Below are 20,316 nucleotides of genomic sequence, written 5' to 3'. Positions count from 1 at the left end.
AAAGGATTTCATGGGAAAAAGTGCAAATATGTTTCTCTCCTCAAATGAGGACAAGGAAACGCTAAATAAACGCGTTACATTATTAGCAGAACAAATGGATTACGCCCGGTCTAGAAAAAATCATCTACTTGACTATTTGAAGAGTGAATTATCCAATAAGCTGGGTGTAAACGTAGGATACTGCCTTCAAGGGTCGTATAAAAATCATACTCTAATTCGTCCAGTTAGAATTGGTGAAGAATTTGATATAGATGCAGGCGTTTATTTAATGTTTGATGCCGAGTCGCACAACATTCTGGCAAATGATGCTAAATCAATTTTTCGTTCTGTACTTGTGAGCTATTGTGCAGCTAATAATGATACAAAATTGGCTGACTCAAAGCCTAACTGTGAGAGAGTTTGCTTTCCAGGTAGTTTTCATGTTGATCTTCCTCTGTATTATTTTGTTAAAGAGTCAGAAACATGCCGATTAGCTACAGAGGAATCAGGTTGGATTGATAGTGATCCTAAATCCCTTCAAGATTGGTTTGATAGTAAAATAAGTACATATTCGACAGAAAAAAAAGCACGATTAAGAAGATGCATTAAAAACATTAAAACTTGGGTTGCACTTAAATCCGTTAAGCTTCCCTCAATTGCAATCACCGTTTTCATTGCCAATAAATTTGATGATTTTAAGCAGGATGATGATGTGTTTGTACGAAACTCGGCCAATCTACTCCACTTCTTAAAAGCAAATAATAAAATTCTTAGCCCAATAAATGGCGATGATTTAATAGGTGGTACTAATGAAGATAAAACCAAACTAAGCGAACAACTAGCAATTTTACTTAACAACCTGAAAGGTGCGAATGACAGCAACTCAGCTACAGAAGCACATCCTTGTTGGTCATTAATTTTTGAACACATATATCCACCTTTTGCAGAAATCGAAGAATTAGTAAATGTCACAAACCTCCCCGCACTTACAACAGTTCCCTCAATAAACATTCGTAAAACAGATCGTAACAATAATTTTTTGGAAGACTCATCTGGTGAAATTGTCAATGGCTTCTTAGATGAGAATTTGGATTTCTCTATCACTAACACTAATAGTTATCCAGCAAATTCAACCGTGAAGTGGATGGTTAGAAACAAAGAAAAAGATGCGTCCATTGCCAATGATTTAGGTCACTTAAGAGCTTTTAAGCTTAATGATGTTTGTGAAGAACATTGTGGGTATAGAGGTACTCATTATATGGAGTGTGTAATTGAAGCTAATGGTCAAATTTTAGGTGCTAAATCGGTAAAAGTAATCGTTAGTTCTATTAAAAGGCCTTTAAGAAATCCTCCTCGAAAAACCTATGGTCCAGGAAGGTAAAAGCCATGTGGAAAGTTCTCCCTAAATTTGGGCTATTGAAAGCCCTAGCGTTTGTATTTACCATTTTATTGCTATCAACCGTAATTATCTTATTGGGTGATACAAATTTTGTTGTAATGCTAAGTATAAATAACTTAATTGAGGTGTCGGCATACTCAGGGACAGTATCAATAATTTTTATTGGTATAATTTGGTTGCTTGCAAAGTGGGGTTGGAAAGCCATTTGGTATATTCCTAAACTCGGTGGTTTATTAGACAAGAACGTTTGCCCAAATTTAAATGGGAAATGGGCAGGATATGTTGTTTCGAGCTTTAAAGATGAATACGGCAATCCATTAGAGAAGCAAGTTGAAATGGATATCAAAGCTGATTTTATTGGTTTTGATATTAGATTAAAATCACTTGATGATTATCAACGGAGCACCGTAGTTCAGAGTGAAATATATAAAGATCCCAGAGATGGAAACTTTTATGTTTCGTATATTTTTGAATCAGTTATTGATGAGCCTTTGTCGACAGACGATAGTAAATTCGATGGTGCAGCAAAATTAGTAGTTCGCTTTGAGGCTGATCATATTTGTCTAGTGGGGACTTATTGGACGAATAGAACATGGCAAAGGGGCGGAAACACCGCAGGCTCTATTAGCCTTAAACGCAAAAGCTAGCGTTTCATTATAATTTCGACCAGAGATAATTTTTCTTCTTCACTCATCTTTTCAAGCAAGCACAGTAATTCAGCTGTGCTTTCTGACTCACAAAAAAAGTAAGCCACAGGCACACCTAATTCATCGGCCATCGCCTTTAAGGTTGCGTAATCAGGAGTGTGCTTGCCTTTCTCATAATGGTTCATCCGCGCACTCGCCGTACCCGGCTCCATGCCCAATTGAATGCCAAGCTGTTTCTGGCTGATGCCCATAGCCTTTCTTGCTTGCTTAAGCCTAAGCGGTAGTGGATTGATCTGTTTGTCTGACACGAGTTCATTTTTATTATTAATTCCAGATAACTTAGATTGTCTTAGTTTTTTGCCTTGAGGTATACTAAGGAATCCTTAGCTTTTTATTTGTAGTTGTCAAGTTTTTAGACTAAAACAAAAAAATTAAGCTATTGGAATAAAAAAAATAACAATGGAATGTCACAAAAACGCCAAGGATGAACTCTTTACTTATTGAATTTATTATAAATTGGTATTTAACGTGACGATATCTGTTATCAGTATAAATGAAGTTATCCTCAACATTTTGAAGGATAAAAAATTACAACAAATTAGTGCAGTTGAGCTGAAAAAATTGTTTATGGATGCTTGTCCAGCCTCTAAAAACAAACAAGCGACTCAGTTGGTCCACCGAACACTCAACAAATTATGCCGGTATCAGTTTTTCGAAAAAGTAGCTGTAGATAAAAAAGTAATGTTTTCAAAAACAGCACAATTTGATGAAAGACGCCTTAGTGACAGTAAATCTAAGTCTGAAGTTATTCATCCGAGCGAAGTAAAAACAAGAATGACAAATTCAAATGAACTAAAAGCAACACTTAATCAATACCAGATAGATCTACTTGGGCTGATTGGTGAAGCTGAAGAGTTTAAACGGCTTATTAACGAGTATCCAGAAGCTAAAACGACACTTTACCCTCGCTATATGCGGGCTAAAAATCAAAGTTCAACAATGGTTGGCAAGATCAATGCTATTGAAGTATTTATAAACAGTTTAGAGGGCAGGTAACATGATAAAGCTCAGAGATTGGCAAACGCGATGTGTTAAACAGGCTCTTAATATCTATCAATCACAAACTCATTTTTTATGTTTAGCGACACCAGGTGCAGGTAAAACTGTTATGGCCTCTGAGCTTGCGATGAGATTATATGAACAGGACAAAATTGATTTTATTTTGTGTTTTTCACCATCCACAGAAGTAAATGAAAGTATTCAACAGACATTCTCAAAAAGGTTTAAACGTCGTTTTAATGGGCTAATTGGCGCTATTGGCGGGGTATATACCTACCAATCAATGCCTTCCTTATCTGATGAGGTCTGGCAATTAATACGCTGTCATAATGTGTTTGTGATAATGGATGAGATACATCACCTTAAAGGTACTGAAGTTGGTAATGCCAATGCTTGGGGAGAAGAGGTGTTGATTAATATTCAAAACCAAGCCAGCTACACACTAGCTCTTTCTGGTACGCCATGGCGTTCAGATAATGCCCCTATTGTATTATCGACATTTACTGAACCAGATAACACTATTCATTGTGATTTCATCTACGGCTTAAAGGAGGCAATTGCTGATGGAGTATGCAGAGAACCTAAAATAGTGCTGATTGATAACAATAAAATAAACTTGGAAAGTAATAATCTTCAAGAGTCATTTTCTTCAATTGAGCAATTACTGAGTAAGTCTAAGGTGAGCTTTCAAGGACTCATTACACACCCAAAGATAATGGAATATATGCTGGGTGAAGGTGTTAACAAACTAAATGAAATCCGCGAGCATAATCCAAAAGCAGGTGGATTAGTTATCGCTACATCGATTCAGCACGCAAAGCAGTTACATCATATTTTAGTCGATAAACTCAAGCAAACTGCGAGTATTGTGACTTCAAAAGTACAACACCCATCCTTAATTATTGATAATTTTCGACACAGTAAAGTACAGTGGATTGTTAGTGTGGGAATGGTAAGTGAAGGGACGGATATACCGAGACTACAAGTTTGTTGTCATTTGAGTAGGATAAAAACTGAAATGCATTATCGGCAAGTGTTAGGTCGAATATTAAGAGTGACTGACGATAAAGATCAACAAGCTTGGTTGTTCACACTGGCAGAAAAAAGCCTGACTGAGTTTGCATATCGAATTAATCAAGACTTACCAGAAAAAACTGTTGTTTTTGAAAAGTCGATTTCTGATGAGTTAGATTTAACATCAGAAAAATCATATGACCCAGAACCAAAAACGACTTTTGATTTGAATTTAAACTTGGATTTAACTCAGGCTAAAAAGCCTGTAAATCCGCCACAGAATTTATCAGATATTGATGAAGAAAACCTTTATAACTTAACGCTGCTTGGTGGTTTTAAAGAAAAGATTGTGAAGATGTTTGATACTCATTTGGGCTCATCTCAATACTTTACTTAACTATCCTAAAGATATCCGAAAGGCAATCTACACCACCAACGCCATTGAATCGTTGAACAGTGTTATCAGAAAGGTCATCAAGAAACGCAAGCAGTTTCCTAATGATGACTCTGCGAAGAAGGTTTGTTCACTTGGCTATTATGCAAGCGTCGAAGAAATGGACAATGCCGATTAGAAACTGGAAACCGGCACTGAATCGTTTTATTATTAAATTTGAAGAACGAATTTCAGATTATATAAATTAGGTAGTTACACAGAATCTGTTGGGTCTTTACGGAGTAACTGAGCTAAAGTTTTAGCTTCTGAAAACTCACGAGACACAAGCATATTCTCTGGAGTCATTGCATTCGAGTTATATCTAGAAGGTTTGATCACTTCAGATATTCCTATTTCGAAAAATGGCTGCTTAAAAGGATTTAGAGGTTCTTTATCTTTATCTTTATCTTTATCTTTATCTTTAACGTCAATATTAAAAATCTGGCTATACGCTTCAGACAAGTGCTGACAATTTAAAGTGTCGGAATTGTTGCTAAGAGCTATTTTCAATCCTTCTAAGAGTAAATGCTTTAGAATCCTATTTTCACCTCGGCTCGCCGCAAACAATGGTATAGAAAATTCTTTGCTCTCGAGTTTTGGTGGATCACTGAAAGGCATGTGTTTGGCCAATCCACCCAAATAACTTTGAAAGTACTTCCTGTCATTTTTAAGGCTAAAATACTCTAGCTTTCTTCTTCTCACTAAGCGAGAAGACCACTGTGGCTCATCTGCAATCTGTTCGGCCCAAGGCATACCGACTAGCACAATTGGGACTTTTGCTTCTTCACTTATATACTTCAACGCATTTGCAATTAATTGTCGCTCTTGAATTGTTTTGAACTCGATTAATTCTTGAAACTCATTAATGATAAGTAGCTCAACTTTGGCCTTAACCAAACTATCGACCAGTTTTTTTCTCATGTCAGTGGCATAGCCGCGCTTCTTTCTTTGATGGCTACCAAAAAGTTCAAGGTCCATCAACATCTGAGTTAATGTGGCATCCAACCCCTTACCACTAGATATACGACTCACTAGGACAGGCATAGATTCACGACCGTAATTCTGGCTAGCTAATGTGAGTTTTTTATAGTGATTTATCAGATGACTTTTTCCTACGCCAGTATCTCCAGTTAATAACATGCATTGTTGATCTGATTGAAGATTACGATTTACTCGTAACTCATCAAAATCGTTATAAATGGTTTTAATTTGTGAATGAAGGACAATACAGTCACTAAATATTTGTAATTGCTCAATCTGAGCAGAACTCAAGGTCTTCATTCAAAAGCCTCTAAATCATCATCCCAGCTATCGAGAATATCTTTGATATACTGTTCTGGTTCGTTGGAGATTAAAGGCTGCGGTTCACTTTTTTCAAGCTTAATTGTACCTTGCCCAGTATTACTAATATCAGCCAGTTGAGCCTGTTTCTTAACCGCTTTAATTTTTGCAGTTGTTTTCGATTCCATAAATACTTCTTGCTCTTTTTTAACTCGAGCATGAATTGCCATACGCGCTTTCGCTAACCCCAAATTATCTTTTCCTTCCCGAACATCTTCACGATTAATTTTCTTAATCACTTTATGTTCATGGAGACTCAAGCCGATGGTATAACCACTATTATCTGTGCAGGGCACTTTAAGATAACCATCTAATTCTTCAAGATAGACATTGATACTTGATAGATCATCAGGGTCGACTTTAATAATTTTTTTTATTGTGTCTTTAGTTTGTGGGTAACGCTTTCTGTAATCAGCTAAAGCTGTAGAGTCATACATTAGTTCTGCAAATTTAAAACCATTTCTCGTTAAAGTTCTTCCATAAGTAACCCCCATGAGCGCATTAAAGCGCTCTTCATCGTCAATGCTCATCTGCAATGGAGGATAGACATCAAAACCACGTTGCCACTGTTTTATGGGAATTCGAGTTTCTCGTGAATTTGAATCCTGGTGATAAATATCAACAATCCAACGGTGGAATTCTTCGACAAAGGTAGAGAAGCGCATAATGGCGTCTTTTTCAGGTTTGTAGTCTGCTTTCTCTAGTATATTCGAGAAGGTTTTCCCTGGGAGTTCGGTTAAAAAGTATTGATTAATCATACCAAAGAAGCGCTCAACAAATGGCTTCAACCAAGGTTTACGAACAGGGTTATATTGAATGTTTATACCAGCTTCTTTACAGGCATGCTCTAAACTTTTCGACCAAAATTCAGCTCCATTATCAACAACTAGGTTTTCAAATTTTCCATAACAAGGCCAATCATTTTGAAGCTCTATTCCGACATTAACTAGATCTTTAGGCTTTATCGCATGCACAATCGCTTTAGCTGCTGATACATATGAAGGCGACCGATAACTTAAGTGAAAACCCAAAACACAATCACTACAAACATCGAAGACTAGGGTTAAATTTGGCCTGCCTAGTGGAATAGATAACTCATCATCAAGCAGGATTAGATCAAGTGGGGTATGATCGATTTCGACACGCTCTAATATTCGCGTTGGTGGAATATGAGATGAGCAATAAGCAAACCACTGATCTGCTTTAAATTTACCATGCCGCGCCACTGCAACAGGATAAGGAGGTAGTGACTTTATTCTTTGGTTAAAGCTTTTGTAAGAAATGATAGGAATTTGCCCATCAACAATGTTTTCATTCTCAATGGTGATGGCGTCTTTATAGTATTGATATGCTGTAGATACTCTGGGTCTTTTTGCATCTAAAAAACGCGTTAGGGCTTGCTCAAAAAATGCTTCATCACCCTGAACTCGACTCGTTCTGTTGCCCATTTTGTGTCGCTTAGCGACTAATGACGCAAGATCGCCGTTACTGTCAATGTAGCTTTTACGCCAACGGACTAACGTTCGCCAGTTAGGGCGTTTTTCCATAGCAGTAGCAAAAAGTGTATCAAGGATTGGGTCTAGATTTTGTTGAGTCCATCCACCAGTGATTGTTTTTTCGATGAAGGCAATGAGCTGGTATTTATCGAGCGCTTTGTTTTTTAGAAAGTCAGGAAAAGTATCTAAGTCTCTTTTGACTAATGCAGCATCTTCTAACTTCACATATTGAATAGGGGTATCGGGCTTCTTGACTAATTCAGACTCACTGAACTCATCCTCGAAGTCCATCATTCGATGCACCATACCGCTGGGTTACAATCGAGATCATCTTGGCTTAAATTAGCCTTAATAAATCCTTTATGTATCAGTGAATAAAGATATGACCTAGCCTCACCTAACGGTAATGATTGTTTTATTGCAACATCATTTACACTGATTTTGCCTGTTATTCTTATAAGGTTAAGTAATTCAAGTTGAATTGTATTTAAGCCATAGATTCCCGAATACCGGTGCAATATTTTAAGGTTATTTAGAATAGGATTTACGCGAATTTGACGTTCTGTTACCAAAATAAGATCTGCTCCCAAGGACTGAGCTGCTGCTTTCTTGGCTACAAATTTAGCCCTAAAGATTGGATCGAATGTTTTGCTATAAGGTTTGTATTCATGGAACTTTACCGTCCCATCGATAAAGTGAATTATCGAATCAGGTGTATAGGGCAATTTTTTGCCCTCAAAATCGTAATAAAACCCTTCAGGCTGACTACCAAACACCTTTATACAATCATTATATTCATGATGAAAGCACGCATCAAACTCCAATGAACTCTCACACATTATCGTTTCGCTAACTTTTGCGCTAGCAAATTTAAATACGTTTTTGTTCGGTGATGGTTTGCGTAAGCTTCTTATATACATGAGTAAAATTCCCACAAATAAAGTACATTCAGCATACTAAAGATTTATAATTTGTCAATCTATGGGTTATTAATAACTCAAACCACTGATATTAAAGAATATATATTTTGTAATATAATTACAAAATCCATTTTTATGTCAAACTATGGGTTAAATTTGTCAAACTATGGGTGTATTATGTCAATGTATGGGTTCAGCGACAATTAAAATTTAATAATCAAAGCCTAACTGCGCTTTAATACCTTCGTTAAACGCATGTTTAATCGGTTGTACTTCGCTCACCGTATCGGCTAATTCAATGATGTCACGGTGACAAGCTCGGCCAGTAATAATAACGTGTTGCATCGCAGGGCGATTTCTTAAAGCCGTTAATACCCGTTCAAGTTCGATATAGTGGTAACTCACCATGTAAGTTAATTCATCTAACAAAACCATGTTAATCGATTCATCTTTAAGTAACTTTTCAGCTTCAAGCCAAGCTTCCATTGCTGCTTGAGTGTCTTTTTCTTTGTCTTGAGTTTCCCAAGTAAAACCTGTGCCCATGACATGAAATGGCACACCTGCACCCTCAAGTAAATTACGCTCGCCGCACGCCCAAGTACCTTTAATAAATTGTACTACTGCGGCTTTATGTCCATGGCCTACAGCGCGAGTAATCGAACCAAAACCAGAGGTTGATTTGCCTTTACCGTTACCAGTTAATACTAACAAAATGCCTTTTTCGTCTTGTGCGGCGGCAATTTTGGCATCCACCCCCACTTTGACTTTCTGCTGGCGGGCTTTATGACGTTCAGCTTTGCTTGCGTCAATAGCGTTATCTTGTTCAGTGTCGTGGTTATCAGTTGTCATGCAATTAATCCTTTCAGTGTGTTCATGTCCAAATGCGCTTCTAATACGTCGGCAAGACGATTTAGTTGCTGCTCGCGGATTTGGTTAATATCAATATGCTGCGCGTTGGTTAACCCTGCCCAGCCTAATATGAGTTGGCACGCTTGGGGGCTGTCAAACAAGCCGTGTATATATGTTGCTAAAATTTGTTGGTCATTACTCAGTAAGCCGTCGAGTTTCGCCTCCGGCAACGGTTGATCGGCCACATGTTTAATCAACATGGGTTGCGTTAGGTCACCTTGAGTGAGTGAAGACTCACCACAATGAATTTCATAGCCACTAAACTCGGCCTGCTGGTCTTGTATGCGTAAGTGACCCCTTACTTGAGTTAAGGTTTTACTAACCGTTAATACGGTAGTAATAGGCAATAGGCCCAATCCGTCACTGCAACCAGCGTTATCTTCAATGCCTAAAGGGTCATCAATAAGCTCACCCATCATTTGATAACCGCCACAAATACCGATGACTTTACCGCCGTAACGTAAATGATGTTTGAGCTTAATATCCCAACCTTGCTGACGCATAAAAGCTAAATCCGCACGGACATTTTTACTGCCAGGCAAAATGATGATATCGGCGTGAGGCCACACCGCCGAACTAGCATCGCTTTGCATGCTCACATAATGAAAATCAATTTGTGGATGTAAGCGCAGCGGATCAAAGTCGGTGTGATTACTGATCCTCGGGTACACTAAAACCAATACAGTTAACCTAGCGGATGTGTCTGTTAATGGATTAATGGGCGTGTCAATTAATGCATCTTCAGCATCTAGATGTAAGTCGTGTAAATACGGTAGCACGCCCAATACTGGTTTATTGGTGTATTGTTCAAGCCAATCGATTCCCGGCTGTAATAAGCTCATATCGCCTCGAAAACGATTAATCACAAAGCCTTTAACCCTCGCTTGCTCACTTGGACTTAACAGCGCTAACGTACCCACCAGATGTGCAAAAACGCCACCTTTATCAATGTCAGCAATAATGATCACAGGGCAATCGGCTACTTCGGCAAAGCCCATATTGGCAATATCACCTTCACGTAAATTGATTTCGGCAGGACTACCCGCGCCCTCTATCACCACCAATGAGTATTGCTGTTGCAAGCGCCTGTAAGATTGCATTACCGCCGCCAAAGCTAAGGTTTTATAGCCTTGGCTCTGTGGACCAAAAAAAGCCTTGGCTTCTAATGTGGTTAACGCTTTACCGTGAATAATGATTTGGGCGCCAGAGTCTGAACTTGGTTTTAATAATACGGGGTTAAAATCGGTATGAGGTGGGATGTTACATGCAAAGGCTTGTAGTGCTTGGGCGCGGCCAATTTCGCCACCATCGACAGTAACCGCACTGTTTAACGCCATATTTTGTGGTTTAAAAGGTGCTACATTGACGTGTTGCCGGGAAAATACTCGGCATAGTCCAGCAACCAGTGTACTTTTACCCGCATCAGAAGTGGTGCCTTGTACCATTAATGCGCCATACAATTGTGGAATGGTTGAAGATTGATCGTCAGCCAATGACATTATGCTTTTAAGACCAAAGGCAGCCCAGCGACCACCAAAGTAACTTGATCAGATATCGCCGCTACGGCTTGATTGAGCCAACCGGCTTCATCAACAAAACGGCGATTTAACTCACCCATAGGAACAATGCCAGAGCCCACTTCATTGCTGACTAACACCACATGGCTTTGTAATGCAGACAAACTGTCGATGAATAATGACTTTTGGCTGGCCCACGAGGCGCCATCATTTAATAATAAGTGATTGGTTAATAATAAGGTCAGGCAATCAAGCAATATCACTTGTTGTGGTTTATCTATTGCCACTAATGTTTGGGCAATATCGTAAGCTTGTTCGTGTAATGTCCAGCTATGGGCGCTGGACATACGGTCTTGTTGGTGTTGATTAATACGCTCAGACATTTCATCGTCTAATGCTGTTGCTGTGGCTAAGTAAACACATGAATAACCAATCGCTGCGTATTCGGCCACACATTGCTCGGCAAACCGACTCTTACCACTACGCGCACCGCCCAACACCAAATGAATCATCAGCTTATCCCAACCGCTAAAATTACCAGATAACAACACACTTCACTAATTTGCTGTGCTGCACCTAAGGTGTCGCCAGTATAACCACCAATTTGTTTACGGAAAAAACCGCCCAATAAAATACGCGCCAACCATAAGCCAATAAACAGCACAAAAGCGACGACACCATTAAGCCATAACAACACAAAAATACCACTGGCAAGTAAAATAAGTAAGTCGTTTAACTGTTGATTTTCCGCCATTGGTTTCGACTTGCTGCTGTCGTCGTCGCGCACATATTGCCCACTAAAAATTAAGCTACCAGACACAACGCGACTGAGAGTATGACCCACTATAAGCGCACTTACCGCAGCCATTGGGCTATATAATGCTAACTCAACTAACAATTGCCATTTCAGTACTAGCACCAACACTAACGCTAAAGCACCATAACTGCCTAAGCGCGAATCTTTCATAATCCGCAGTTTATCTTCTACCGTCCAACCACCACCAAAGCCGTCTGCTGTGTCAGCTAAACCGTCCTCATGAAAGCCTCCGGTCACTAATACACCCGCCACCATTGCTAGCAAAATCGCAATGCTCGCCGGTAAAATAAGCTGCGCGAGCCAAAAAACCAACGCACTTATTAAGCCTATGACTAAACCGACCAAGCCAAAATAACGGCTAGCTTTGTTCAGCTCGTCACTGTCTATCATTACCCATGATGGAACAGGGATCCGAGTAAAAAAACTCAACGCCACAAAAAATAAATTTAACTGCCGCAACCATTTTATCTCGCCAGACATTTTATTCCTTTAAACCACATTATTAACGCCAGCATCATCGAAACTGGCCATTTGATTGTAAAAATTCACCGCAGCGTGAATTAACGGTAACGCTAACGCAGCACCTGTACCCTCTCCAAGTCTTAAACCCAGCGACAGCAATGGAGTTGCTTGTAACTGTTTTAAAAGAAGCTTATGTCCCTGCTCTTGCGACTCATGAGCAAAGACTAAATAATCTCTTGCTTGTGGAAATAATGTTACCGCAACTAATGCAGCAGCAGTAGCGATAAAACCATCTATTAGCACTAATATTTTTTGTTCCGCAGCAGCCAAAATTGCCCCAGTCATTTGCACAATTTCAAACCCACCTACATGTGCCAAAATAGCCTCAGGAGACACTAGTTCATGTTGATGTAAATCAAGCGCTTGGTTAATTAATTTGGTTTTGATTACCAAGGTGGCATCGTCTATTCCAGTGCCTCGACCAACACATTGTTCAACATTGATATTAAGCATAGCTGACATTACCGCTGTCGCGGCAGATGTGTTGCCAATACCCATTTCACCCAAGGCAATAATATTGCAACCAGCATCAACATGACGGCTAACCAAGTGACGTGCAAGCTCAAACCCCAATGCGACTTTTTCAAGCGACATTGCGGCAGTCAAATGCATTGCATTAGTGCCCGCGCCTAAGCGCTGATCAATCACTTTGGCTTGGTCTGTTAGTGGCTGTAATATTCCACAATCAATTATCTCCAGCTCAAAACCCACTTGGCGACAAAACACATTAATTGCCGCACCACCTTGAACAAAATTTTGTACCATTTGTGTGGTGACTTCGCTAGGTGCAATCGAAACACCGAAAGCAGCAATACCATGGTCGGCAGCAAACACCAACATGGTCGGTTTTTTAATTTGCAGTGGTGTACTTAAAAGGTGTTGATTACCACTGTGCTGCACCCGAGCGATCTGCAATGCCAACGATTCAAGTTGCCCTAACGCCCCTAACGGTTTGGTTTTTTGATTAATCTTATGCTGAATATCATCATCAACTTTAGGGCTAATAGGCTCTATCACAAACATCACAACTCCAATAACTTGTGCAAATACATTTCAACATAATGTGCATCACAGTCCATATAAAAGTACTTAATAAAGTGCTTAATAAAGTGCTTAATAAAGTGCTTATCACTGTTCACATTCGAATGTCTAAAGGATTAACGGCGTTGGCGCAAAATAAACAAGAAAAATACACTGCCTAATGCGGCAGTAATAATACCGACAGGCAGTTCTTGATTGCCTAAAATACATCGCGCTATCACGTCAATCCACACCATAAATAAGCCACCCAACATCGCGGTTAAGATCATCGGCTGACGCCCAGAAAACAATAACCTAACAGTGTGAGGGATCATCAACCCCACAAAACCAATACCGCCACAAGTCGCCACCAACATCGCGGTGATCAGTGAACACAGTAACAACATACTTAAGCGCAATTTAGCGACATTAATCCCTAACGTATGCGCGGTTTCATCACCCGCTTGCAGCGCCATAATTTGCCGCCTAAATGCCAACATAATCAATAAACTAATCCCAACTGTCACACTGGGTAACAGTAAGTTAGACCAACTGGCTTTGGCAAAACTGCCTAAACTCCAAAATAACACTGAGGCTGCAGCCTGTGGGCTAGAAAAATACAACAGTAAGCTGGTCAATGCGCCAAATAAAAACGAGGTCGCCACGCCAGACAACAACATACGTTCAACTTGGCTTGTTCGGCCAGAACCTGACAAAATAAACACAATCAACACCGATAAACTCGCACCGATAAATGCTCCAATCGGTATACTTAACGTCGACCAAGACCACCAAGGTTGTGCCGTAAAGCTTGGTGCTATGGTCAATGCACCTGAAAAAAACTGCGCAAACACCCCTGTTTGACTGAATAATGACACCACCAATACCGCACCAAATGACGCTCCCGAGCTAATGCCAAATAAATAGGGATCGGCTAATGGGTTACGGGTCACGGTTTGTAACACACTGCCTGCAATAGACAACCCAGCGCCAGCCACAAATGCCAATAAAATCCGCGGTAAGCGTAATTCAAGCACAATACGTTGGGTTAATTTAATCCCTTGATCGCTGCCATTAATCGAACTCGGTACATCACCACTTAATAAATTATTAAAACTCATTAATACGTCATTAAGATGAATATTAGCGGCACCAAAACTTGCGGCAAATATCGGGGTGAGCAGCGTGATAAAAACCAATAAACTGAAATAAATATAATATCGACGTTGTGATGCATCAATCATGATCAGGGCATCCTTTTTGACTTGGCTGGTAGCCATAAAAATAACTGATCAGGGGTTTACCATGTTGTGGATGAAGATTGATGTCGCTGCACACACCAAATACCTCACTAATTTGTAGCTCTGTGAGGACTTCTATTGGGGTACCTTTAGCAATTAACTGGCCGTGATCGAGCAGCAATAATTTATCGCACATCGCACTGGCTAAATTCAGATCATGGATTGACGCAATAACACTAATGCCTAATGATTTGACCAGTTCAAGAATCTGAATCTGATAGCGAATATCCAAATGATTGGTCGGTTCATCTAAAATAAGAATGTGCGGTTGTTGCACAATAGCGCGGGCAATCAATGCACGTTGCTTTTCGCCGCCAGATAACAGTTCATACTGTTGCAGTGCTTTTTGTTGTAATCCCACTTTGGTTAATGCACTTAACACACGCTCACGGTCTTGGGCAGTGTTAGCGTCAAATAAGCCTTTATGCGGTGTCAGCCCCATCGCCACTAACTGCTCGGTAGTCATATCAAAATAATGAGGAGTATCTTGTTGCACCACGGCAATGTTCTGCGCTAACAACTTAGAGGAATATTCACTGATGGGTTTAGAGAAAATATCAATATCGCCGCTGGTCGGCACAATATAACGATACAAGCAGCGCAACAAACTAGACTTACCTGCACCATTGGGGCCAATGATCCCTAGCATTTGACCTTTAGGCAAACTGAAATGAATGTCCGCCAAAATCGTTTTATTATCAACTTGCCAAAAAAGATGATTTACATCTAGTACAAATTCAGACATGTAAGTTAACCCGCCATGTCCATTTAATTAACACAAACATCTATTTAATAACTCCCCTAAGTTACCCGCTTAGGCATGGATATTGAAGCGATTCAAAGCTGGTATCTGACTTATGCACCCAAAATATATCATTGGTACATCTACAGTTGCGGGTACAGTTTGGGCTTATCCCAATTCCCAATACCTTGAAAAGCACTATTATTTTGAAACTATTACCTTGAAACTATGATCTTAAAAATCCTTAACTTAACACTCTTAACTTAACGCTATGATTTTGAAAGAATGATCATCATTATGATACTGCAACGACTAAGCAATGGCACTAAAGCAATCACGATTAAGCCTTAGGCCAATGTAATCTAAAACTCACTTTAGCAGGCTTACTCTCCATTGCCGTTGGCTGAGAACGGTCAATAATATCAACATCGTCAGGCCAATAAACATCGAGCACCATAATAGCAGCATAGGGGATCGCTAGGTTAGCGAATAATCCGCTACATTGCCCAGCATTAAGCACATATCCCATAATGCATCTAATTACGCCACCATGGGTTACCACCAATGCCTGTGGAATTGATTCATCAGTGTCATCAACCTTATTCAATACTTGCTGCAAAGTGTCTACAACCATCATTAACCCCTGTTGTACCCGCTCTGCAAAATCGACCACACTTTCACCCTGATCAGGGGTGTTTTCAACATTCCATGGATCCCGCCAATAGGCATCAAATTGGCTTGGGCTTTTATGATAAATTTTATCAAATGCTTGGCCATCCCATACGCCAAAGTTTATCTCTTGCAAAGCTGGCACCAGCTTTAGCGGCACGGTTAATTGTTGCGATAAGCTTGCGGCAAAGGTTTTACAGCGCACTAAAGGCGAACTAAAAATATGGCTTATTGGGTGCGTGACACGAGCAAAGGCTTGGCGCATTTGTTCGTGGCCTTGCGCCGTTAATGGCACATCAATTTGGCCACGAGCGATGTCACCACCTTCACACTCACCGTGACGTAAAAACACTATCTTGGCTTGTTTCATTTGCATAAACCTCATAATAAACGATTATCAAATAATGATTTTGCGTTGCTAACAAATGGCAAATTTGAGATCACTTGGGGTCATCATTCTGATGTTAACTTACCTTTTAAGCCAAATTGAGCTTAATTCAGTCTTGCTCTGGCAGTAAAATTTCGCGTACTATGGACGTCTATACGTTTATATGTCCAAAATACTATCTTAAAAGGTAAGCATTTAGAAGATAATCATTGTAAGCAACAATTGTACGCGACTATTCTATCTAAGACTGATAGTGATAGTTGTATACAACACTTGTACACCGCACTTGTACACAACAATGATGTTATCGCCCTACTATTGTAAAAATAAGGGTATGCTTATCTCAATCAAGGTATCAAGCAACATAGTGATAAAAAGGTAACTGTTATGGCGAAATCGACTTCTTACAGTCAAACACTTAAACAACTTAATGCATTGTTAGCGCAGCGTATTGTGATTTTAGATGGCGCTATGGGCACCATGATCCAAGACTATAAGTTGGAAGAAGAAGATTATCGTGGCGAGCGTTTTAAAGATTGGCATTGCGATGTTAAAGGCAACAATGACTTATTAGTACTCAGCCAACCGCAAATCATTAAAGATATTCATACTCAGTACCTGTTAAACGGTGCCGACATTATTGAAACCAACACCTTTAATGCCACCACCATTGCCATGGCCGACTACGACATGCAGTCACTGGCCGCTGAAATTAACCTTGCTGGAGCCCAAGTCGCCCGCCAAGCAGCAGATGAAGTAGCTGCGCAAACTGGTTCGCCACGTTATGTTGCCGGTGTATTAGGTCCAACCAACCGTACCTGTTCTATCAGTCCAGACGTTAACGACCCTGGGTTTCGTAATGTCAGTTTCGACCAATTAGTTGAAGCTTATGTCGAATCAACCAGCGCCTTAATTGAAGGCGGCGCCGATATCATTATGGTTGAAACCATTTTTGATACCTTAAACGCCAAAGCCGCCCTGTTCGCGATTGAAAAAGTATTCGATCAACTTGGCGATCGCTTACCAGTAATGATCTCTGGCACTATTACCGACGCATCAGGCCGCACACTAACCGGCCAAACAACCGAAGCCTTTTATAACTCTTTACGCCACATCAAGCCGTTATCGATTGGCCTTAACTGCGCCCTTGGACCAAAAGAGTTGCGTCCGTACGTTGAAGAATTGTCACGTATTGCCGAATGTTATGTCTCTGCCCACCCAAATGCTGGCTTACCTAATGAATTTGGTGGCTATGATGAAACCCCAGAAGAAATGGCCGAAGTCATTAATCAATGGGCGCAAGAAGGCATGCTTAATATTGTCGGTGGCTGTTGTGGTAGTACACCCAATCACATTAGTGCCATTCGTGAAGCAGTGCTCCGACACGAACCAAGACAGATCCCAGATCTTCCAGTCGCGTGTCGTTTATCTGGCCTAGAACCACTTACCATTGATAAAAACTCGTTATTTGTGAATGTCGGCGAGCGCGCAAACGTGACTGGTTCGGCCAAGTTTTTACGCTTAATTAAAGAAGAAAAGTTTGAAGAAGCGTTAGATGTCGTGCGCGAGCAGGTTGAAAACGGCGCGCAAATTATCGACGTCAACATGGACGAAGGTATGCTTGATGGCGTGGCGTCAATGGCGAAGTTTTTAAACTTAATCGCCTCTGAGCCCGACATCTCTCGCGTGCCAATCATGATTGACTCATCAAAATGGGAAGTGATTGAAGCCGGCCTTAAATGCGTTCAAGGCAAGTCGATTGTAAACTCTATTTCGATGAAAGAAGGCGAAGCCAAATTTATCGAACAAGCCACCTTAGTGAAACGCTATGGCGCTGCCGCCATTGTCATGGCCTTTGACGAAGACGGCCAAGCCGATACACGTGAACGTAAAACCCAAATTTGTACCCGTGCTTATCGTATTTTGGTCGATGTTGTCGGCTTTCCACCAGAAGACATTATTTTCGACCCTAACATTTTCGCCATTGCCACCGGTATTGATGAACACGACAACTATGCAGTCGACTTTATCGAAGCCATTAAAGACATCAAAGCCACCTTGCCACACGCGATGATCTCCGGTGGCGTGTCTAACGTGTCATTCTCGTTCCGTGGTAACAACCCAGTACGCGAAGCTATTCACGCGGTGTTTTTATACCATGCCATTCAAGCAGGCATGGACATGGGTATTGTTAACGCAGGTCAGTTAGCCATATACGATGATATTGACCCAGATCTCAAAAAACGGGTTGAAAACGTAGTCCAAAACTTACCTTGCCCGGTTGCCGACTCAAGTAACACCGAACAACTACTCGACATCGCTGAAAGCTTTAGAGGTGATGGCTCACAAGTGGCCAAAAAAGAAGACTTAGCATGGCGCAGTTGGCCGGTATCCAAACGCTTATCGCACGCATTGGTTAAAGGCATTACCGAATTTATTGATGAAGACACCGAAGCCGCCCGTCAAGAAGCTGTGCGCCCGCTCGATGTTATCGAAGGGTCGTTAATGGACGGCATGAACGTGGTCGGCGACTTATTTGGCGCGGGCAAAATGTTCTTACCGCAAGTGGTTAAATCGGCTCGGGTAATGAAAAAAGCCGTAGCTTACCTTAATCCTTATATTGAACTTGAAAAGGTGGCTGGCCAGTCAAACGGGCGAATTTTAATGGTCACCGTAAAAGGTGATGTGCATGACATCGGAAAAAATATCGTCGGCGTGGTACTGGCCTGTAACGGCTACGAAGTGGTCGACCTTGGGGTTATGGTATCGGTCGATAAAATTCTCGATGCAGTAAAAGAGCATAATATCGACATCATTGGCATGTCAGGTTTAATCACCCCAAGCTTGGATGAAATGGTTCACAACGTGAAAACCTTCCACCGTGAAGGCTTAACCATCCCTGCAATTATTGGTGGGGCAACCTGCTCTAAAATTCATACTGCGGTAAAAATAGCACCGCATTATCCACACGGTGCTATTTACATTGCCGATGCATCTCGCGCCGTGCCTATGGTGTCGAAACTGATTAACAACGAAACACGCCAAGCCACCATCGACGAAGCCTACGCAGAATACGACATGATGCGTGAAAAACGTTTGTCGCAAACCAAGCGTAAAACCATTATATCGATTGAAGCTGCGCGCGAAAACCGTTGCAAACACGACTGGGACAGCTACACCCCATTTACACCTAATGTATTAGGCCGCCAAGTGTTTGATGACTACCCACTAGAAGACTTAGTTGAACGTATCGATTGGACACCGTTCTTTAGAAGCTGGGAGTTGCACGGCCATTACCCAGAAATTTTAAAAGACAAAGTCGTCGGCGAAGAAGCGGTTAAATTATTTGCCGATGGCCAAGCCATGTTGAAGCAAATTATTGCTGAAAAGTGGCTTACCGCCAAAGCCGTAATCGGTTTATTTCCAGCCAATACTGTCAACCATGACGACATTGAACTGTATACCGATGAAAGCCGCACCACATTGGAAATGACTACCCATCATTTACGTATGCAGCTTGAACGCGTGGGTAACGACAACTTCTGTTTATCAGACTTTGTTGCACCAAAAGATTCAGGCGTTGCTGATTACATGGGCGGTTTTTCGGTAACGACGGGGCACGGTATTGATGAACATGTTGCCCGCTTTGAAGCCAATCACGATGATTACAACGCGATTATGCTCAAATGCTTAGCCGACCGTTTAGCCGAAGCTTTCGCCGAGCGCATGCACGAACGTGTTCGTAAAGAGTTTTGGGGTTATGCTGCGGATGAAGTACTCGACAATGAAGCGTTAATTCGCGAACGTTATAAAGGCATTCGCCCTGCACCAGGTTACCCAGCATGCCCTGACCACACTGAAAAAGGTTTGTTATGGGATTTACTCAAACCCGATGAAACTATCGATTTGAACATCACCGAAAGCTTTGCCATGTACCCAACCGCTGCCGTTTCTGGCTGGTACTTTGCCCATCCGAAATCACGCTATTTTGGCGTGACCAATATTGGTAAAGATCAGGTTGAAGACTACGCTAAACGTAAAGGCATGACGTTGGAAGAGACTGAGCGGTGGTTGGCACCAATATTGGATTATGATCCAGAATAGAGAGCTATCCTGAATAAAGAGTACTCCCAATTATAGAGT

17 protein-coding genes, 1 pseudogene and 1 riboswitch are annotated in these 20,316 nt (G+C 41.0%); of the genes and pseudogenes, 6 read left to right on the top strand and 12 right to left on the bottom strand.

Annotated elements, in window-relative coordinates; genetic code table 11:
* The first annotated feature begins 10 nt into the window (after positions 1-10).
* Together FCN25_RS14720 and FCN25_RS14715 are read left to right on the top strand one after the other, a co-directional pair.
* Positions 11-1,360 carry a nucleotidyltransferase gene (locus FCN25_RS14720; protein WP_137226034.1) on the top strand — a complete coding sequence of 450 codons (1,350 nt, stop codon included), beginning with the start codon at positions 11-13 and terminating at the stop codon, positions 1,358-1,360.
* A gap of 5 nt (positions 1,361-1,365) precedes the next feature.
* On the top strand, positions 1,366-2,025 hold the full coding sequence (locus FCN25_RS14715) for a hypothetical protein (RefSeq protein WP_137226032.1): 660 nt from the start codon (positions 1,366-1,368) through the stop codon (positions 2,023-2,025).
* Here the strand turns inward: FCN25_RS14715 and FCN25_RS14710 are convergent.
* Positions 2,022-2,333: a helix-turn-helix domain-containing protein gene (locus FCN25_RS14710; RefSeq protein WP_137226030.1), complete on the bottom strand. Its 312-nt coding sequence runs from the start codon at positions 2,331-2,333 to the stop codon at positions 2,022-2,024. The genes FCN25_RS14715 and FCN25_RS14710 overlap by 4 nt on opposite strands.
* A gap of 220 nt (positions 2,334-2,553) precedes the next feature.
* On the opposite strand from FCN25_RS14710, the gene FCN25_RS14705 reads away from it, so the two are divergent.
* The 3 genes and pseudogenes from FCN25_RS14705 to FCN25_RS14695 all read left to right on the top strand — a co-directional run.
* Positions 2,554-3,081 (top strand): hypothetical protein, encoded by a 528-nt coding sequence (locus FCN25_RS14705; protein WP_137226028.1) that lies wholly within the window; start codon positions 2,554-2,556, stop codon positions 3,079-3,081.
* A gap of 1 nt (position 3,082) precedes the next feature.
* Positions 3,083-4,495 carry a DEAD/DEAH box helicase gene (locus FCN25_RS14700; RefSeq protein WP_254693653.1) on the top strand — a complete coding sequence of 471 codons (1,413 nt, stop codon included), beginning with the start codon at positions 3,083-3,085 and terminating at the stop codon, positions 4,493-4,495.
* A pseudogene (locus FCN25_RS14695) lies at positions 4,470-4,740 on the top strand (transposase); the annotation flags it as partial. The gene FCN25_RS14700 and the pseudogene FCN25_RS14695, both read left to right, overlap by 26 nt.
* 4 nt (positions 4,741-4,744) lie before the next feature.
* Here the strand turns inward: FCN25_RS14695 and FCN25_RS14690 are convergent.
* The 11 genes from FCN25_RS14690 to FCN25_RS14640 all read right to left on the bottom strand — a co-directional run bounded on the left by FCN25_RS14690 (position 4,745) and on the right by FCN25_RS14640 (position 16,155).
* The gene (locus FCN25_RS14690; RefSeq protein WP_137226026.1) at positions 4,745-5,812 is read right to left on the bottom strand and encodes a TniB family NTP-binding protein; all 1,068 of its coding nucleotides are present in this window, start codon (positions 5,810-5,812) and stop codon (positions 4,745-4,747) included.
* The gene (locus FCN25_RS14685) at positions 5,809-7,662 is read right to left on the bottom strand and encodes a Mu transposase C-terminal domain-containing protein (RefSeq protein ID WP_137226024.1); all 1,854 of its coding nucleotides are present in this window, start codon (positions 7,660-7,662) and stop codon (positions 5,809-5,811) included. The genes FCN25_RS14690 and FCN25_RS14685 overlap by 4 nt, the downstream gene beginning before the upstream one ends.
* Complete coding sequence (locus tag FCN25_RS14680; protein WP_137226022.1) at positions 7,659-8,288, bottom strand: TnsA endonuclease N-terminal domain-containing protein; 630 nt, start codon at positions 8,286-8,288, stop codon at positions 7,659-7,661. The genes FCN25_RS14685 and FCN25_RS14680 overlap by 4 nt, the downstream gene beginning before the upstream one ends.
* Before the next feature lie 210 nt (positions 8,289-8,498).
* Positions 8,499-9,137 carry a cob(I)yrinic acid a,c-diamide adenosyltransferase gene (gene cobO, locus FCN25_RS14675; RefSeq protein ID WP_137226020.1) on the bottom strand — a complete coding sequence of 213 codons (639 nt, stop codon included), beginning with the start codon at positions 9,135-9,137 and terminating at the stop codon, positions 8,499-8,501.
* Complete coding sequence (locus FCN25_RS14670) at positions 9,134-10,642, bottom strand: cobyric acid synthase (RefSeq protein ID WP_254693780.1); 1,509 nt, start codon at positions 10,640-10,642, stop codon at positions 9,134-9,136. The genes cobO and FCN25_RS14670 overlap by 4 nt, the downstream gene beginning before the upstream one ends.
* A gap of 53 nt (positions 10,643-10,695) precedes the next feature.
* Positions 10,696-11,226 (bottom strand): bifunctional adenosylcobinamide kinase/adenosylcobinamide-phosphate guanylyltransferase, encoded by a 531-nt coding sequence (gene cobU / locus FCN25_RS14665; RefSeq protein WP_137226016.1) that lies wholly within the window; start codon positions 11,224-11,226, stop codon positions 10,696-10,698.
* A complete protein-coding gene (locus tag FCN25_RS14660; protein WP_137226014.1) occupies positions 11,226-12,011 on the bottom strand; it encodes an adenosylcobinamide-GDP ribazoletransferase in 786 nt (261 codons plus the stop codon). The genes cobU and FCN25_RS14660 overlap by 1 nt, the downstream gene beginning before the upstream one ends.
* A 9-nt stretch (positions 12,012-12,020) precedes the next feature.
* Positions 12,021-13,076, bottom strand: coding sequence for a nicotinate-nucleotide--dimethylbenzimidazole phosphoribosyltransferase (cobT, locus tag FCN25_RS14655; protein ID WP_137226012.1), 1,056 nt, complete (start codon positions 13,074-13,076; stop codon positions 12,021-12,023).
* Between the two features lie 134 nt (positions 13,077-13,210).
* Positions 13,211-14,317 (bottom strand): iron ABC transporter permease, encoded by a 1,107-nt coding sequence (locus FCN25_RS14650; RefSeq protein ID WP_137226010.1) that lies wholly within the window; start codon positions 14,315-14,317, stop codon positions 13,211-13,213.
* On the bottom strand, positions 14,310-15,119 hold the full coding sequence (locus tag FCN25_RS14645) for an ABC transporter ATP-binding protein (RefSeq protein ID WP_137226008.1): 810 nt from the start codon (positions 15,117-15,119) through the stop codon (positions 14,310-14,312). Before FCN25_RS14645 ends, FCN25_RS14650 begins: the two co-directional genes overlap by 8 nt.
* A 78-nt stretch (positions 15,120-15,197) precedes the next feature.
* A riboswitch (cobalamin riboswitch) is annotated at positions 15,198-15,334 on the bottom strand.
* A gap of 122 nt (positions 15,335-15,456) precedes the next feature.
* On the bottom strand, positions 15,457-16,155 hold the full coding sequence (locus FCN25_RS14640) for a histidine phosphatase family protein (RefSeq protein WP_175405883.1): 699 nt from the start codon (positions 16,153-16,155) through the stop codon (positions 15,457-15,459).
* A 405-nt stretch (positions 16,156-16,560) separates the two neighbouring features.
* Between FCN25_RS14640 and metH the strand changes: the two genes are divergently transcribed.
* Positions 16,561-20,277 carry a methionine synthase gene (gene metH, locus FCN25_RS14635; protein WP_137226004.1) on the top strand — a complete coding sequence of 1,239 codons (3,717 nt, stop codon included), beginning with the start codon at positions 16,561-16,563 and terminating at the stop codon, positions 20,275-20,277.
* The last annotated feature ends 39 nt before the right edge of the window (positions 20,278-20,316 follow it).

Origin of the sequence: Shewanella sp. MEBiC00475, assembly GCF_005234075.1 — a bacterium.
Lineage (GTDB): Bacteria > Pseudomonadota > Gammaproteobacteria > Enterobacterales > Shewanellaceae > Shewanella > Shewanella polaris.
This window is presented reverse-complemented; position numbering and strand designations above follow the sequence as displayed.

Excerpts from the sequence above, each read along its gene's own strand:
- FCN25_RS14720 (WP_137226034.1), top strand. The coding sequence starts at position 11 with ATGGGAAAAAGTGCAAATATGTTTCTCTCCTCAAATGAGGACAAGGAA.
- FCN25_RS14715 (WP_137226032.1), top strand. The coding sequence starts at position 1,366 with ATGTGGAAAGTTCTCCCTAAATTTGGGCTATTGAAAGCCCTAGCGTTT.
- FCN25_RS14700 (WP_254693653.1), top strand. The coding sequence starts at position 3,083 with ATGATAAAGCTCAGAGATTGGCAAACGCGATGTGTTAAACAGGCTCTT.
- FCN25_RS14690 (WP_137226026.1), bottom strand. The coding sequence starts at position 5,812 with ATGAAGACCTTGAGTTCTGCTCAGATTGAGCAATTACAAATATTTAGT.
- FCN25_RS14685 (WP_137226024.1), bottom strand. The coding sequence starts at position 7,662 with ATGATGGACTTCGAGGATGAGTTCAGTGAGTCTGAATTAGTCAAGAAG.
- FCN25_RS14680 (WP_137226022.1), bottom strand. The coding sequence starts at position 8,288 with ATGTATATAAGAAGCTTACGCAAACCATCACCGAACAAAAACGTATTT.
- cobO (WP_137226020.1), bottom strand. The coding sequence starts at position 9,137 with ATGACAACTGATAACCACGACACTGAACAAGATAACGCTATTGACGCA.
- FCN25_RS14670 (WP_254693780.1), bottom strand. The coding sequence starts at position 10,642 with ATGGTACAAGGCACCACTTCTGATGCGGGTAAAAGTACACTGGTTGCT.
- cobU (WP_137226016.1), bottom strand. The coding sequence starts at position 11,226 with ATGATTCATTTGGTGTTGGGCGGTGCGCGTAGTGGTAAGAGTCGGTTT.
- FCN25_RS14660 (WP_137226014.1), bottom strand. The coding sequence starts at position 12,011 with ATGTCTGGCGAGATAAAATGGTTGCGGCAGTTAAATTTATTTTTTGTG.
- cobT (WP_137226012.1), bottom strand. The coding sequence starts at position 13,076 with ATGTTTGTGATAGAGCCTATTAGCCCTAAAGTTGATGATGATATTCAG.
- FCN25_RS14650 (WP_137226010.1), bottom strand. The coding sequence starts at position 14,317 with ATGATTGATGCATCACAACGTCGATATTATATTTATTTCAGTTTATTG.
- FCN25_RS14645 (WP_137226008.1), bottom strand. The coding sequence starts at position 15,119 with ATGTCTGAATTTGTACTAGATGTAAATCATCTTTTTTGGCAAGTTGAT.
- FCN25_RS14640 (WP_175405883.1), bottom strand. The coding sequence starts at position 16,155 with ATGAAACAAGCCAAGATAGTGTTTTTACGTCACGGTGAGTGTGAAGGT.
- metH (WP_137226004.1), top strand. The coding sequence starts at position 16,561 with ATGGCGAAATCGACTTCTTACAGTCAAACACTTAAACAACTTAATGCA.